This window comes from Streptomyces sp. NPDC051320 (assembly GCF_040682175.1).
Classification (GTDB): Bacteria; Actinomycetota; Actinomycetes; order Streptomycetales; family Streptomycetaceae; genus Streptomyces.
On sequence record NZ_JBFBAL010000009.1, the window covers coordinates 156,771 to 171,789 of the forward strand.

The 15,019-nt window shown below is 66.9% G+C and carries 10 protein-coding genes and 1 pseudogene; 4 read left to right on the top strand and 7 right to left on the bottom strand.

The features are described 5' to 3' along the window. Positions 1-26 precede the first annotated feature (26 nt). Genes AB0M87_RS21180 through AB0M87_RS21190 form a run of 3 tightly spaced genes read right to left on the bottom strand, consistent with a single transcriptional unit; the run spans position 27 to position 6,558 of the window. Positions 27-3,206, bottom strand: coding sequence for a type I restriction endonuclease (locus tag AB0M87_RS21180; RefSeq protein ID WP_365855099.1), 3,180 nt, complete (start codon positions 3,204-3,206; stop codon positions 27-29). Continuing rightward, positions 3,203-4,447: a hypothetical protein gene (locus AB0M87_RS21185; RefSeq protein WP_365855101.1), complete on the bottom strand. Its 1,245-nt coding sequence runs from the start codon at positions 4,445-4,447 to the stop codon at positions 3,203-3,205. Before AB0M87_RS21185 ends, AB0M87_RS21180 begins: the two co-directional genes overlap by 4 nt. Further along, positions 4,444-6,558 carry a class I SAM-dependent DNA methyltransferase gene (locus AB0M87_RS21190; RefSeq protein ID WP_365855103.1) on the bottom strand — a complete coding sequence of 705 codons (2,115 nt, stop codon included), beginning with the start codon at positions 6,556-6,558 and terminating at the stop codon, positions 4,444-4,446. The genes AB0M87_RS21185 and AB0M87_RS21190 overlap by 4 nt, the downstream gene beginning before the upstream one ends. Before the next feature lie 401 nt (positions 6,559-6,959). On the opposite strand from AB0M87_RS21190, the gene AB0M87_RS21195 reads away from it, so the two are divergent. The 3 genes and pseudogenes from AB0M87_RS21195 to AB0M87_RS21205 all read left to right on the top strand — a co-directional run bounded on the left by AB0M87_RS21195 (position 6,960) and on the right by AB0M87_RS21205 (position 9,843). Next, positions 6,960-8,186, top strand: a complete 1,227-nt coding sequence (locus AB0M87_RS21195) for a DNA sulfur modification protein DndB (protein ID WP_365855105.1) — start codon at positions 6,960-6,962, stop codon at positions 8,184-8,186. An 86-nt stretch (positions 8,187-8,272) separates the two neighbouring features. Continuing rightward, on the top strand, positions 8,273-8,836 hold the full coding sequence (locus AB0M87_RS21200) for a hypothetical protein (RefSeq protein WP_365855107.1): 564 nt from the start codon (positions 8,273-8,275) through the stop codon (positions 8,834-8,836). A 357-nt stretch (positions 8,837-9,193) separates the two neighbouring features. Then, positions 9,194-9,843: pseudogene (locus AB0M87_RS21205) on the top strand (DUF4839 domain-containing protein). A 226-nt stretch (positions 9,844-10,069) separates the two neighbouring features. On the opposite strand, the gene AB0M87_RS21210 reads toward AB0M87_RS21205, so the two are convergent. The 3 genes from AB0M87_RS21210 to AB0M87_RS21220 form a co-directional block, all read right to left on the bottom strand. Next, complete coding sequence (locus AB0M87_RS21210) at positions 10,070-11,119, bottom strand: MarR family transcriptional regulator (protein WP_365855109.1); 1,050 nt, start codon at positions 11,117-11,119, stop codon at positions 10,070-10,072. Positions 11,120-11,712: 593 nt separating this feature from the next. After that, the gene (locus AB0M87_RS21215; protein WP_365855111.1) at positions 11,713-12,054 is read right to left on the bottom strand and encodes a metalloregulator ArsR/SmtB family transcription factor; all 342 of its coding nucleotides are present in this window, start codon (positions 12,052-12,054) and stop codon (positions 11,713-11,715) included. Further along, a complete protein-coding gene (locus tag AB0M87_RS21220; RefSeq protein ID WP_365855113.1) occupies positions 12,051-12,548 on the bottom strand; it encodes an SRPBCC domain-containing protein in 498 nt (165 codons plus the stop codon). The genes AB0M87_RS21215 and AB0M87_RS21220 overlap by 4 nt, the downstream gene beginning before the upstream one ends. A gap of 558 nt (positions 12,549-13,106) precedes the next feature. Here AB0M87_RS21220 and AB0M87_RS21225 point away from each other — a divergent pair. Then, entirely contained in the window at positions 13,107-13,463 is a 357-nt protein-coding gene (locus tag AB0M87_RS21225) for an SH3 domain-containing protein (protein WP_365855115.1), read from the top strand. Between the two features lie 183 nt (positions 13,464-13,646). On the opposite strand, the gene AB0M87_RS21230 is transcribed toward AB0M87_RS21225, so the two are convergent. Then, positions 13,647-14,597 (bottom strand): SDR family NAD(P)-dependent oxidoreductase, encoded by a 951-nt coding sequence (locus AB0M87_RS21230; RefSeq protein WP_365855117.1) that lies wholly within the window; start codon positions 14,595-14,597, stop codon positions 13,647-13,649. Positions 14,598-15,019 lie beyond the last annotated feature (422 nt).

Consider the following 15,019-nt stretch of genomic DNA (forward strand, 5'->3'; position numbering starts at 1 on the left):
GCGGGGCCCTCCCGTCCGTACGGGGACTACTCGTCCACGCCCTCGTCGCGGCGGATCATCCGCCACGCCGCCCGACGCGCGCTGCGGTCCAGGTTGGACCGGAAGCTCTTGTCGGGGCCGAAGTACTGGCGCCCTATGCCGGCTGTCGTCTCGATGTGGTCGGCCATGTTGTCGGCGAAGGCCCGGTCGAAGACCTTGCCGAAGTTGGCCTCGTCGTTGACGACGGCCGCCGCCCGGACCTTCGGGTCGTCCGTGGTCTTCTTGAACGGCTTCCGGACGTCTTCCTCGGTGAAGTCCGTACCGAACTTGGCGTTGAACTGCTCGATCAGCTCCGACAGCAGCGACTTCTCCGCCTCCACCGCGCCGCCCGCACCCTCGCCGAAGCCGGGGAGTTCGGTCGCGCCCTCGGGGGAGAGGGAGATGTCCACCTCGCCGGTCTTCTCCACCCGCAAGTGGCTGAGGTCGATCTCCCCTATGTCGACGCCACCGTCAGCGCGGCGGGGGAGCCGGTTGAGGAGGTAGCGGCCGTAGAGGTGGAGCCGTTCCAGCTCGGCGTCGCGGTACGGGACGATCTGCGCGAGGAAGCCGTACTTGCGTACGTAGTCGTTGAGGTTCGAGCGGAACTCCTCCGCCGTCTCCACATCGTCGTCCTCCTCGCTCTGCAGGAGGGGCGTGAAGCGGGCGACGGCGGGGGAGAGGAGCCGGTACAGCTCGGCGTGCAACTTTTCCCACTTGGCCTGCGAACCGGCTGCCTTGTCCTTCGCCGCGAAGTACGCGGCGGCGAACTCGTCCATCTCCGATTCGGAGATGATCGGCGCCGACATGACCGCGCTCTGCGCGGTGTAGAGCAGGTTCGGGTCGGAGGGGAGGGTGTTGGCCTCCTCGAAGTACGGGCGGAACGCGTCCCGGATGTCCTCGGCCTCGTTCGCGAAGTCCAGGACCGCGAGGTCGGCCTGGTTCTTGCGGTCGGCGGTGCGGTTGAGACGGGAGAGGGTCTGCACGGCGGAGATACCGGTCAGCTTCTTGTTGACGTACATGGTGGTCAGGAGTGGCTGGTCGAAGCCGGTCTGGTACTTCTCCGCGACGACCAGGATCTTGAACTCCTGCTGCCCCCGTCCGCCCGCGCTCACCGCCTTGTCGTCGGCACGGGTGTACGCGAACGCTTTCGGCAGCGCGCTCTCCGTGATCCCACCGTTCTCCTTCGGCTCGGTCGTCTCCTCGTCGTCGATGGTGAGCGAGCCGGAGAACGCGACCAGGACACCGAGGTCCGGGTACTTCGTGTCGTACTCCCGGTCCTTGATGTAGCTCTTGATCGCCCGCGCCATCTGCACGGCGGAGTGCCGCGAGGCCGTCACCACCATGGACTTGGCGCGCCCGCCGAGCCTGCCCCGGGAGTGGGCGAGGAAGTGCTCGACGATCACCTGGGCGTGCTGGGAGACGGTGTACTCGTGGGTGAGCGCGTACCGGGCGAGCAGGCTGTTGCCCTTGGAGGGGTCCACCTCGCGCTCGTCCGGGTTCTGGTTCACCAGCTTCCAGTACGTGTTGTACGTGACGTAGTTGCGGAGCGGGTCGAGGATGAAGCCTTCCTCGATGGCCTGCCGCATGGAGTACGTGTGGAAGGGGCGGTAGGCCGCCTTGCCTTCCACGGTGTCTTCGGTGCCGAAGAGTTCGAGGGTCTTGGCCTTCGGGGTGGCGGTGAACGCGAAGTAGGAAAGGTTCGCGGCCTGTGAGCGCTCCGCGGCCTTCTTCTTCAGCTTCTCGTAGACGGTGACAGCGCTCGCGCCCTGGTCCTCCGAGTCAGCGTCCAGACCGAGGTCCCGCAGCGCAGCCTTGACGGCGGTGGAGGCGTCACCGGACTGAGAGGAATGTGCCTCGTCGATGACTATGGCGAAGTTGGTGCCCTTGATCTCCGTCGGGTTGCGCTCGATGTAGTCGATGAGCGCCGGGAACGAGTGAAGGGTGACCGTGACGATCTTGCCGGTGTCGCGGGACAGCGCGCGGGCGAGCTGCTCGCTCTTCGAACCGTGCTTCTCGTCCACTTTCACGACCAGGCCCTCGGTCAGCGAGAAGCTGCCGACCGTTTCCCGGAGCTGCGCGTCGAGGTTACGGCGGTCCGTGATGACGATGACCTTGTCGAAGACCGGTACGCCGGGCTTGATCCGTCTGGCCGACAGGGCTTCGGCGTCCAGGGCGCGGGGGTCGATGTCGGCGTGGAGGTCGCTCAGGCGGTGAGCGAGCCAGCCGATCGTGTTCGACTTGCCGGAACCGGCGGAGGCCATGACGAGGTAGTTCTGGCCGACGCCGTGGGTTGCGGCGTGGGTGGTCAGCTTCTTGACCACGTCCCACTGGTGAAAGCGCGGGAAGATCGTCGACTTCCTGGTGCCGCCGCCGGGGGTCTTGGTCTTCTGCTGGTGCACGTAACGCTGGAGCAGGTCGAGCCAGTTGTCCCGCGCCCAGACCTGTTCCCACAGGTAGGAGGTGGCGTACGTGCCGTACGCGGTCGGGGCGGGGTTTCCAGCCCCGCCGGGCAGGCCGGCGCCGTTGGAGCCGGTGTTGAAGGGGAGGAAGCGGGTGTTCTTGCCCCGGAGTTGCGTCGCGACGAAGACGAGGTCCGGGTCGACCGCGAAGTTCGCGATGACGCGACGGGTGAAGATCAGCTCGGTGGGGTCGCGGTCGGTGCGGTACTGCTCCTTGGCGTGCTCGACGCCCTGCCGGGTGAGCGGGTTCTTCAACTCGGCGGTGGCAACGGGGACTCCGTTGAGGAACAGGGTCAGGTCGAGGCGGTTGTTCCAGTCGGCCTGCTTGGTGGCGTAGGCGAGTTCGCGTACGACGGTGAGGCGGTTGGCCCGGTAGCCGTCGAGGACGGATTCGTCGGCGACCAGATTCGGCTTGAAGTAGGCCACGCGGAGACGGACGCCCCGGTCCTTGACGCCGTTACGGAGGACGTTGAGGAGGCCGTCGTCGCTGATCGCCTTGTCGAGTCGCTGTGCGAAGCCGCGCTGGGCGGCGTTGACGTCGTTGCCGTAGACGGCGAGGAGTTCGTTCCACTCGTGGATCTGGCTCTCGCCGAGGAAGGTGAACAGCTCGTTGGTGTCCAGGCCGAGGTCTGCCTGGTAGTCCTCGGGGCGTGCTTCGCGCCAGCCGCGCTCGGTCATGGACGCGACGATGGACCCGCCGAAGGCGGACTCGTCGTGGATGGGGCTCATGACTGCACTCCGTCCGTTACGTTGCGGCCGCTGGCGGTGGAGACGTCGAACTGGCCGGTTACGGCGGCGGTGATGAGGGCTTGGCGGCGCTCCTCGAGCAAGGCTTCGGCGCGTTTGATCCGTTGTCGAGTCGATTCCGCTACGGCTGCATCGGTGTCCAACTGCGTTACAACGCGTGTCTGAAGGTCCCGGGGTAGGAGCGCGATTTTCTGGCGGTGTAGGTCGTTTCGATTTACCCCAGGGACGGCTGCGCGAGCTTGTTCCATTTCATACGGCAACGATCGGAGCACGTGATAGCAGTAACGAGGACCGTTCCCATTGAAGTTCTTCACGTACAAAGTGGTGTTGTGTGGCCAGTAGGAATTTTCGACCCAATGCACATTACCCACTGACCCGTATCGGCCGATGACGACGCCTGGCCCTTTGACAAGAGCTACTTCGTGCCAGCCTGCGTGGCCGGCTGTCGTGATGACAGGTACGTTTCCCTCCCGGCGCTGATCTTCAGAAAGGTCGGCGCCTCGTTGCAGCTGTAGGAGCCTGAGGAGCGGCACTAGTTGCGCGCTGGGATGCATTGCCGGCAGCCACGCCAGGCCAGTGGCAGTGTTGCCGTCCCCGAGCCGGGCTCCTGCGACGGTGAGAGGGAGCGCGGTTCGTTCCCGTTCGTTCAGGAGTGTCCGTTGGCGGGTGAACTTACTGCGAAGGTGGTCGATGCGGGCGGTCTCAACGTCGAGGAAGTCGGCGATACGGCGCTGTACCCCCAACGGGGGAATGATCAACGGCATCGGATGAAAGTTTTCTTTCGATACCCTGCGGTCGAATGTCGTGTCCGCTCGGGTGTACAGCCGGTACTGATCTCGATAAGGCGCGCTCCGCAGGAGGTGGTGTACGTAAGGGGCGTATAGCTCAGGCCCGAGATCGTAGACGCGGTAGTCTGGGCTCACGGCGCCATTCACCGCAGATACTCCAACGCCGCCGCCGATGAGCCACATTGGGTTAACGACCAAGTTGCCCGGCTGGGTGACCCAGTATCGCTCTATTGTGGCCTCTGAAGGAGCTTGTTTTCCCAGGCCGCCATCCTCAGTGCGTGGCGCAACGACACCGGTGGAAGCCAGGGAGAGCAGGGGTAGTGGCCGGTCGGATCTCATATCAGCGACGAGAGTGGCGTGACGGCGGAATGGTTCCAGTCGCCAGGTTCGTGGGAGGGTACGAGTAGCAGATTCGATGGCCAGGTCGAAGGTCATTCGGTCACCTCGCCCAGCAGCCCTTGGATCTCAGCCTCAAGTGCCTTCAGTTCCGCATCAATCTCCGCCAGTGGCCGCGGCGGCTCGTACACGTAGAAGTGCCGCGTGAACGGAATCTCGTACCCCACCTTCGTCTTCGAGTGGTCGATCCACGCATCCGGCACGTGTGGGTGTACCTCCCGCTTCAGGTACTCCTCGACGTCCTCGCCCAGCGGCACGTTCTCGTAGTCCCGCAGTTCGCCGTCCGGCTCCGACTCGCCCTTGATCTTCTGGACCTCGCCCTCCGGGTCCCGTACACCCACCGTGTCCCGCAGCGCCTTCGCGAACGGTGCTCCGGTCGGCCCCTGCAGCCCGGCTTCGGCGATCGCGTCCCGCACGGCCACCTGCGCCTCGGACTTGGTTGCCCAGGTCGAGTCCTTCAGCGGATGCAGCGCGTCCGCGAGCAGTGCGGTCTCGGCCTCCGCCAACTCCCGGAACCGCGCGTCCTCCTCGTCCGTCAGTTTCCGGCGGGCCTTCGCCTTCGCCGCCAGTTCCGGCTCGCGCGGCAGGAACCGCTCCTCCGCCCACTTCTGCACGGATTTCGAGGAGATCAGCGCCGCAAGCGTCTCCTCCGTCAGCTCGAACCGCAGCTTCAACGGTCGATCCACCGTGATCCGCTGATACCCGAACGCCGAGTTGTCGAAGACCTTCACCTTGCCGTGCAGCGGGTGTTCCGCGTCCGCCGCAGCCGCCACCGCGTCCCCGTACAGGCGCGTGATGTCGGCGATGTGGTTGGGCTTGCCATTCGTACCGTCGCCCAGTTCCTTGCGCTTGTCACCCAGCGACTTGCGCATCTTCACCCACTGGTCGCGCGCGTCCAGCAACACCACCTTGCCCTTGTGCTGAGCATCCTTGCGGTTCGTCAGGATCCAGAAGTACGTCGAGATACCGGTGTTGTAGAAGAGCTGGTCCGGCAGCGCGACGATCGCCTCCAGCCAGTCGTTCTCCAGGATCCACCGACGGATCTCCGACTCACCCGAGCCGGCCGCCCCCGAGAAGAGCGGGGAGCCGTTGAAGACGATGGCGATACGCGAGCCGCCCCCGCCGTGCACGTCCACCGGCTTCATCTTCGAGATCATGTGCTGGAGGAAGAGCAGCGAGCCGTCGTTGATGCGGGGCAGGCCCGCGCCGAAGCGGCCGGATTCGCCGAGGTTCTTGTACTCGTACTCGACGTCCTCCTTGACCTTCTTCCACTCCACGCCGAACGGCGGGTTCGCCAGCAGGTAGTCGAACTTCTCCCGCGTGTGGCCGTCGTCCGAGAAGGAGTTGCCGAAGGCGATGTTCTCCGGGTCCTGCTCCTTGATCATCAGGTCGGACCGGCAGATCGCCCAGGACTCCGGGTTGAGCTCCTGCCCGTACACCTCCACCGTGGCGTCCGGGTTCAGCGCCTTGATGTGCTCCTCGGCCGCGCTGAGCATGCCGCCCGTACCGCAGGCCGGGTCCATGACCGTGCGTACGACGCCCGGCACGCTGAGCGCGTCGCCGTCCGGGGCGATCAGCAGGTTGACCATCAGCTTGATGACTTCGCGCGGGGTGAAGTGCTCACCCGCCGTCTCGTTGGACTGCTCGGCGAAGCGCCGGATCAGTTCCTCGAAGATGTAACCCATGTTGTGGTTGGGCACGGTCTCGGGGCGCAGGTCCAGGTCGGTGAACTTGCCGATGACCTGGTAGAGCAGGTTCGCACTGGCGAGCTTGCGGATCTGCTGCGCGAACTCGTACTTGTCGAGGACCTCGCGGGCGTTGTCCGAGAAGGAACCGACGTACACCTGAAGGTTCTGCGCCGCGTTCTGCGGATCGGCGGCGATCATCTTCAGGGTCAGCGGACTCGTGTTGTAGAACGAGTGGCCCGACGCCCGGCGCAGGAAGTGGTCCGTGTCGATGTCCTGGCCCTCGAAGCGGGCGGCCGTCTCGGCGACCTTGTCGTGGGTCGGCTCCAGGACGCATTCCAGGCGGCGCAGCACGGTGAACGGAAGAATCACCTTTCCGTAGTCGGACTGCTTGTAGTCGCCGCGCAGAAGGTCGGCGACGGACCAGGCGTGATTCGCCAGCTCCGTGTGCTTGCTGCTGTTCAACACGTTCCCTTCGATGAACCGCCCGGACCGGGGCGCTGGGTTCCATTGTGGTCGATGTGTGAAGGCCGGGGCAGCCGTTCAGGCCGATACGGGCTGGTTGTCGAGCCGTGCCGGCGCCAGGTCGGTCAACAGCCCTGGCTCAGGGACACGTTGGCGTGGCGGCCTGCTCGGCACGACTTCCTCGGTGCGGACAACGACCACATTAGCGCTGAGGTTGCAGACGTCAAGGCGATTGACAGTGCTTTCACGCTCATGCTTATCTGTTGTTGCTTCCGAGGGAAGGCTGCCGCTCCGGCAGCACCCTTTCGGCCTGTTCGATCTGCCGCCGCGCCTGTCGGCTCCACACGTGGAACCGGGCACCGCCGCCGCACTCGCTTCATCGATCCCATGGGGGAATCGTCATGCGCATCACCATGCCGACCGCGGTCATCGAAGGAACCCAGCTCACCGTCATGCCGTTCCGGGCGGACGCCGTGATCGGGACGATGTCCGTACCGACGCTGGTACAGCTTGTTCCCTCTCCTCGACGCGAGGAGGACACCAGGACGCTCAAAGCCGCGTCCGGCGCCGTGCGGCGGCACGCCGAGCTGCGGTCGCTGGTGCAGCGGGCGCTGAAGTCCACGCAGAAGGGGAAGAACGTCGGCTCGTACGCCGAGTACATCGCCGACGGCGTCCAGGGCGAGCTCGGGGCCGGCTGGTCCACCCCGCCAATCACCTTCTGGCACGAGGGACCGCTTGCCGCGCTCAGCGACGAACTGCTCCCCGGGACCGGTCTGCGCACCCTGACCATCACGCCGGGCACCTCGGTGGTCGCCATCGACGGCGAGACGCAGACGACGGCCTGGCACGAGCTGTATGACGATCCCGAGCGGTTCGGGCTCAGCTACGCCGAACTCGCCCAGGTGCGGGTGCCGTTCGAGCTGTACGTGGACCTCTCCGTGGCCGACGCGCGGCAGATCTTCTACGACCGCAACGTGCAGGGCGTCGTCGTCGCCAAGAACCTGGCCATGTCCATGGACCAGCGGGACTTCGCCACCCGGCTCGCCCACCGCGTCGCCGACGCCGTGAAGGTGGACATCGACGACAAGCTCGTCCCGTTCACCAAACTCGTCAACGCCAGCAAGCGGCAGGTCGGCAAGACCGACCCCGAGGTCATCACCCTCTCCGCACTGCGGGCCCTCGTCATCACGACGATCTATGGGCGGAACGGTCTGTCCCGCTCGGCGGAGACCGTCCACGAGGACGAGCTGCCGGCCGGCACCAGCCCCGAGCAGGTCGAGCAGAACGTGGTTCCGCTGCTGGCGCGCCTCATCTCCGACCGCAGCGCGGATTTCGTCTCGCGCAGCGCCATCACCGCACCGGCCGTGCTCGCGGGGCTGGGCATCGCCGTGCACCACACCATGCCGTGGGACGCATCCGTGAACGCGCTGAGCTCCGACGAACTGCGCCGGCTCCTCACGGGCATCCGGTGGGAGCGCGAGGCCCGGTACTGGGACGGCGTGGCGGCGAAGGCGAGCGCCTCCGGGCGCCTCAACTTCAGCGGCGGCGTCAAGGACTCCGGCGGCCGCGTCGCCGACGCGATCCTCGGCTCGGGCACCGAGGCGGGACGCAAGATCCGCGGTCAGTAGCCGCACCCGCGTACGCACCACTTCCGGAGCCGCATCGGCTCCGCCACCCCGAACTCATTCAGCCGCACCACTCCTTGGAGCACACCATGAGCGACACCCCGCAGTACCAGTACCCCGGCCCTTACCACCAGCCGCAGCCCGGTTTCCCCACCCCGCCGCCCGCTTCGCCGACACGGAAACCCTCGCGCAAGAAGGCGTTGCTCACCCACGGCGCTGTTGCCTGCGTCGCCCTGCTCATCGGTACGGGAATCGGCTCCAGCGGCAACGCCGACGCCGACACCAAGGCCGCCGGCAGCACCGGGCCGCAGCCGAAGGTCACCGTCACGGAAACCGCGAAGGCCCATCCCGCGCCGACCGTGACGAAGACGGCGAAGCCGAAGGCGCCGAAGAAGAAGGCGGAGACCGGCCCGGCCGACAGCTTCAGCGGGGACGGCGAGTATCTGGTCGGCGAGGACATCAAGGCCGGAACGTACAAGTCCGCCGGCTCGGACGACGGCTTCGGGTGCTACTGGGCCCGGCTCAAGAACGCCAGCGGCGAGTTCGACGCGATCATCGCCAACGACAACCTGCAGGGCCCGGGCCGGGTGACGCTCAACAAGGGCGAGTACTTCAAAACGCAGCGCTGCCAGGACTGGAAGCGCGTCGGCTGACCGGCCGGTGCACGCGCACATCCCGGACTTCACTTGGGTCACCAATGTCGCCACACTCGTCCGGTTGGGTGGCAAGGGCGGGATCGACGGAGTCCGGCGCACAACCGTCACAAAGTAGCGTTCGACCTGGCGAGCCGGCTTGCCTCCCGACCGAGTGCTCCTTGGTCCGAATCGCGAGCTCGGTGCCCGAGGGTGACGTCGGTGATGCCGAGTTCCTCGCGGAGTCTCCTATGCTCGCGAGGCAGTTTGTGTGAACAGTCCATTTAGGGGGCGCGGAGCCGCATGGCCGACGAGATCAAGTACGAGTACAAGGCTGTGAAGACAGTTCGTGGCACCGACGGCTTGGTGATCTCGAAGATGCAGAAGGATGGCTGGGAGCTCGTGGAGCAGGCCCAGGGTACGTTTCGCTCCACCCTCAACTTCCGTCGGCCGAAGAAGCCGCAGCCGTGGCTCCTGATCGGCACGGGGGCCGCCGTCCCCGTGATCCTGACCATCGTCATCGGCGCTGCCGCTGCACTCAGCGACGGAGGCGAAAAGAAGGACCAGTCAGGCAAGTCGACGGCCGCTGCGAGCGAAAAGCCTTCCGCTGCGCCGACTCCGACCGCGGCCGAGTCGGCTGCCACTGAGGTGATCACACCTCAGAACAACCCGGAGTTCGCGGCGCTGCTGAAGGCGGACTCGTGCGACGACGCGAACCTGGACTTATCAACCAGGCACGAGGGCCAGACGGTCGCGTTCAACGGCTCAATTGTGAAATGGCGCACCACGGTGACTACGACACCCGCTACGACTTTCTCCTGGGCCCGGGCGACGAGGGACCGAACACGACGGTTGGCCCGGACTTCAAGTACGAGGACGTCAACGTCTTTGACCTGAGACTGACCGGCAAGAAGATCCCTGCCACCGTCGGCGCAGGCGATAAGTTTCGCTTCGTCGCCGAGGTGGGTGAATTCCAGGCGGACCAGTGCCTCTTCTTCCTCAATCCGGTCTCGACGGAAATCCGGTAGTCAAGATGAGCAGCCGCGCCATCACGGACCAGCGTGCCCGGCCATTTTCTCAGCGGTGATCATTTCCTGATTCCGTTGAAGACGAGGGCGACACGGTGCCGTTGGCGGCGGCCTTGTACAGCGCGGGGAGAGGGTGGACACGGGCGGCGGTGATGTCGGGGGACACTGCCGGCCGTGCGCAACGCTGATCGTCAGATGGTTCGGATGCCCGCGTACGCCAGCATGCTCAGGGGGCTTTCATCAGGTCGCGGAGGCCTTTGACCCGTGCGTGGATGTCGCGTTCGACGGGCGGCGGGTCGGCGATGGGTGCGGGGTCCGCTCCCGGCACGGTCGGCCGGCAGGGGCGGCAGAGGCCGTCGGGGAGTGCTTCGGGTGGGCCGGGTATGCCGCATGCGGTGCACTCGACCATCACGCGGCGAGCGGGAGTGCCGGGGGTGGTTGGTGCGGGAGCCGCGGGCAGGTGGGGTGGGACCTTGTCATGGAGGCGCCGGCGTACGAAGCCGACGGGGGAGCCGACTTGGGCGGGGAGCCCCGAGGTGAGTGCATGGGTGAGGTAGTCGGTGCTCACGCCCCGTTCAAACCACTCGGCGGCCAGTGCTTCCAGGAATGCGCAGTCGGCGGCGGAGAGAGCGAGGCGGGGTTCGATGCGGCCGAGCCGGGCCAGGGCGAGGTAGGCGGGTGAGGGCTCGTCCGGGGGTGGTTGCGGGGTTCGCTGCTGCGGTACGAAAGGTACGGGGGTGGGCGCGGCCCTGGGTGCGGGTCCGGGCGATCCGGCGGGGACTACCTGCTCGGCGGCCATCGCGGCGGGTGCTTCCGTGCGGGTCCAGGACGGCGGGGGCGCGGTCCCGGCGGCCGTGGCGCCCAGCTCGGACCGGTTGTTCTCGGCTTCGGCGAAGGCGTTCCACCATTCGTTGTCGTGGGCGGTGCGGGACCAGTAGGTGAGGGTGACCCAGCGGGTTTCGGTCTCGCCGATCCGGCAGCGGGCGCGCCGGAGATACCCGGCGACGGTGAGGGCCTTGAGGGCGGAGCCGACGGCCATCTGCCCGTAGAGGGGGTTGCTCCTGGCCAGCGTCTTGATGTCCATGGCCGCGCCGTCGGGCAGGCGGTCGACGTATCCGGCGATGTAACGCTCCCGCTCGGGCAGCAGCATGAAGGTGCCGGGGGACGGCGGGTGTTGGTCGGGTACGGATTGTTTGCCGTAGCCGCGTTGGGCCTTCGGGTGCGGTGGCGGGGATGCGGGTGTGTGCAGGGCAGGGCTAAGGTTCTCGGTAGCCACGAGATCGCCTACTTCGATCTTGGGGTGAGACCCCGGCTTGGTGCTTCCAACACCGCGTCGGGGTCGTTTCGTTGGTGGCACCGTAAGCAGCCGCGATGCCGCGCCGCAAGCTGTCACGATTAGTCATACTTGCTGGCCGTGACGGGTGGGGGAGGGCTGGGAAGGTTTTCCCCAACCCTGTTTTACCTGCCGGTTGACCGAGAGCGCTCGAATCCCGGGGCCCGAAGCCCGGCGCCGGAATCCCGAAGCTCAAGCACCGGGCCCGGCCCCCTCCGCGTTCCCACGGAAGGGTGAACCAACCGGTCCCGGAACTCGGTCCTCGGGTCTCGGGACCGTGCGGCGCTCAGAGTTCGGCATGGTCGAGGCGTGAGATCGTCGGAGCGCCCGGCCTCGATGCGGGACCACTGGGGGACGGGGCGTCGCGACCTGGGTGGTGACCCAGGTGCAGACCTCACACTGCCCGGCCGCGTCGTGGCAGTCGTGCCACATGAGGCAGTAGGCGGATAAGCTGCTGGCGCTCATCGCACGCGCCGAGCAGGGTGACCGGCCCGTCCAGCCCGGTCAGTTCGAGGACGGCGGCCACATCGACTCCGTCAGTCGGAGCCCTCCGGGGCAGCCGGGCCTGGGCGCTCCGCCAGTTCCTTGATGCGCAAGAGACGGGTCTCCCAGGAGCGGCCGATCCGGTCCAGTTCCCGGGCCAGCGCGCCGAGCCGGGCGCCGACGGCGAGGTAGACGACCTCGCGCCCACGCTGCTCGGACTCGACCAGACCGACCTCGCGCAGTACCTCCAGGTGCTTGCCGATCGCTTGACGGCTCACCGGCAGCACCCTGGCCAGAGCAGACGCCGACATCGGGCCCTTGCCGAGCCGGGTGAGGATCTCCCATCGCATCGGATCGCCGAGCGCGGCGCACACGACGGGGAGGGCGACGGTCACGGTTGCATCGTCGAGGCCGGCGCGGACTTCTCGGTGAACGCCTTCGCGGCCTTCAGCTCGGCGAACCACCCCTTGTCATTGCCCTCACGTTCCTTCAACCACGTGGCCGGGTCGTCGTGGAGGCCGGAGAAGCCGCTCTCGACGACGCGCAACGTCACTCCGCCGCCGTCCCGTTCGTCGACCCAGAATTCGACGAGGGTCGAGGGAGTCGACTCATTGCGGGACGGGGTGCCGATCCAGCGGAACGCTGCGTAGCGCGGCTTGTCCAGCTCTACCGTCCGGAACCGGAACTCGCCCAGCGTCGGATGGCGTACCACGGTCACCTCGCCCTCGTAGCGCAGGTCCGGGTCGGCCTCGACGGCGCCGTCGTTGACGTACCAGCCGGGGCGCGAGATCAGCTCCCAGACCCGCTCGACCGGGGCGTCGATGTCGATCTGCCGGGCGATCCGGTCGAGCTCGGCGAGTTCGGTGTCGGTGTAGGTGGTGTCGTTCATGGCTACCTCCCTGGTATTTCCCACGTAACGATCTGCAACCCAATCATTGCATGTCAGAGACACTACTGCAACTTATCGGTTGCAGTAGTGTTGTATCGCAGGCCGAGCGAACTGCCCTGCGCCCAGCCTCGGCGGGCGGCTTCCCGCCGGCGGACGCACTCATCGCTGTGTCGCGTCGGGTGCGGGCCGGAGAGCAGCTCGGGCGGCGTTAATGGGCGAAGCGAGTCGGGGGTGAGGGTGACATCCCGGGTACGGCGGCTTGACGGAAGCTGAGCCAGACAGCTCGAGTCCGGAGCCTCGCCGAGGCCGATCCGCAGGCCATGTGACTGCGGATCTGCCATCAGCCCGCCTCGCCCGTCAGGCGAGACGCCGGCACCTCCACAAGCGGTCTGTGGCAGCCCTGAGCCGAGGCCTACGTCCTCGCCTGGAACCGGCTCACCGCCCTTGGGTCGAGGCGGGGTCGAAGTCACCGCATCAGAGGGTCAGCGACCCGCTGAATGATCAAGGTAAATGCTAGATTCCCTTCCGGAACATCCGAACCGAGTCCTGGGAAGTGCATTGAACAAGTTGAAGAGGGGCGCCATAGCGACGGTCGTCGCCGGCGCGGCAGCGTTCGGCGGTGTGATCGCCATCGCACCTACCGCGAGTGCCGCAGGGTCCTCTAGCTGCACCGTCGACATCACCAACGCGACGTACAAGGCGACCACTTCGGTCAACCTGCGCACCGGCCCGGGAAGCGGGTACACCTCGCAGGGCATTCTCGGCACTGGGACCCATTTCTACGGTACCTGCAAGTACGACGCGTCCTACGGCGTCGGCGTCCCTTACAACGTCTGGACCTACGGGAAGGTGACGAGCGGCGCCAACTCCGGCAAGTGGGGCTGGGTCAGCGCCGATTACCTGAAGAAGGCCTGATCCTCGCCATCCTGTGAAGGGGCCCGACAGCCGGTGGCGGTTTCCAGCGGTCGTGACAACACGTGGTCGGCTGTCAGGTCTTGAGCAGTTTATGTAGGCGCTCGGCTGGGGGTTCCCAGTCGAGTGTTTTGCGTGACGGTGGTTGAGCCGGCCCGGATGGACACCCCGGCCGCGGCTCCGCGCCTACTGAAAGCCGAGGTGCGGGTCGGTGCCGGCCAGTTCGCCGGAGGCGGCCCACAGGCGAGCGGCGACGGCTGGGTCGGCCATGTGGGAGGGGACGGGCCCACACCGTGGTGTGCCACGCAGGCCGAAGACCCTCGGCCCCCACAGCTGTCCCCCCTGTACCTCCGGATCGAGGACGGCACGGACGACGGGCCATGCTCCGGCGTCCTTGCCCTGCACCAGGAGCCCGGCGGGCAGGGCTCGCAGCCGCTCGCCGGCCGTTGTCACGCGTACCGGCGGGCGGGACGGGGTGAGGGAGTCCAGTGCGCCGCCGGGGTGGGCCACCACACTGAGCACCGTGCTGCCGAGGGCCCGCAGTCGGCGATCGAGTTCGAAGCCGAAACACATCTGCGCCAGCTTGGATCGGCCGTAGGTGCGCTTGGGTTGGTAGTCCCGGGTCGACTGCAGATCGTCCAGGTCCAGTCGCTCGGACCGGGCTGCGAAGCTTCCCACCGTCACGATGCGGCCCGCCGGCGCCGCGGACAGCAGGGGAGCCAGCCACTGGGTGAGCGCGAAGTGGCCGAGGTGGTTGGTGCCGAACATCAGCTCGTGGCCGTCCACGGTCTCTCGACGCGGCGGGTCGTCGAGCGCGACCCCCGCGTTGTGGACCACCGCGTCGAGATGATCGAGGTCCAGTCTGTCCACGGCGCTCTTCAGGGACGACAGGTCAGCGAGGTCCAGCTGAAGTTGCCGGACCTGAGCGCCGGGGACGCGCGAACGGATCGAGGTCATGGCGGCCTCGGCCTTCGCCGCGTCCCGGCTGCCGAGTACGACGACGGCGCCGGTGGCGGCGAGTTGTTCCGCGGCGAAGTAGCCGATCCCGGCGTTACCCCCGGTGACCAGGAAGGTCCTGCCCCGGGCAGACGGCAGCCGGTGAACGTCCCACGGGCGGCTCTCGGGTGCGGAAGACACGATGACGGGCTCCTTGTGCTTGGGGGCAGTGTGCTCATGACGAGCACCGACCCGCCCAAGGTCGCAGCCTCCGCCGACATAACGCCGACAGATCACGGCCACCGCCGACAGACTTCCGACATCCGTCCGGAGAAACGCCGAGAGCAAGGAGGCGCCTACGCCACGACCGGAGCGGAACTGAGCTTGAGCGCGGAAAAGTGCGGCACTCAGTGGTCGAATACGGTGCGCGCCCGGGGCGGGGCGGGCCACGTTCGGCCGTTTTCCGAAGGTCGGGCCACCGAATGTCCGGCGGCCACCAGCCGGAGACGATGGTCGGGCGAAGGAAATTCGTCATGGCCGGGGCCGCGGGGAGTGCGGCCATGCTTCCACTGAATCTTCTGGGAGTGCAGGCGTATGCGTCGACGGGTACCGGGCCGGGATCC

Coding starts and splice junctions, on each gene's coding strand:
- AB0M87_RS21180 (WP_365855099.1), bottom strand. CDS start 3,206: ATGAGCCCCATCCACGACGAGTCCGCCTTCGGCGGGTCCATCGTCGCG.
- AB0M87_RS21185 (WP_365855101.1), bottom strand. CDS start 4,447: ATGACCTTCGACCTGGCCATCGAATCTGCTACTCGTACCCTCCCACGA.
- AB0M87_RS21195 (WP_365855105.1), top strand. CDS start 6,960: ATGCGCATCACCATGCCGACCGCGGTCATCGAAGGAACCCAGCTCACC.
- AB0M87_RS21200 (WP_365855107.1), top strand. CDS start 8,273: ATGAGCGACACCCCGCAGTACCAGTACCCCGGCCCTTACCACCAGCCG.
- AB0M87_RS21220 (WP_365855113.1), bottom strand. CDS start 12,548: ATGAACGACACCACCTACACCGACACCGAACTCGCCGAGCTCGACCGG.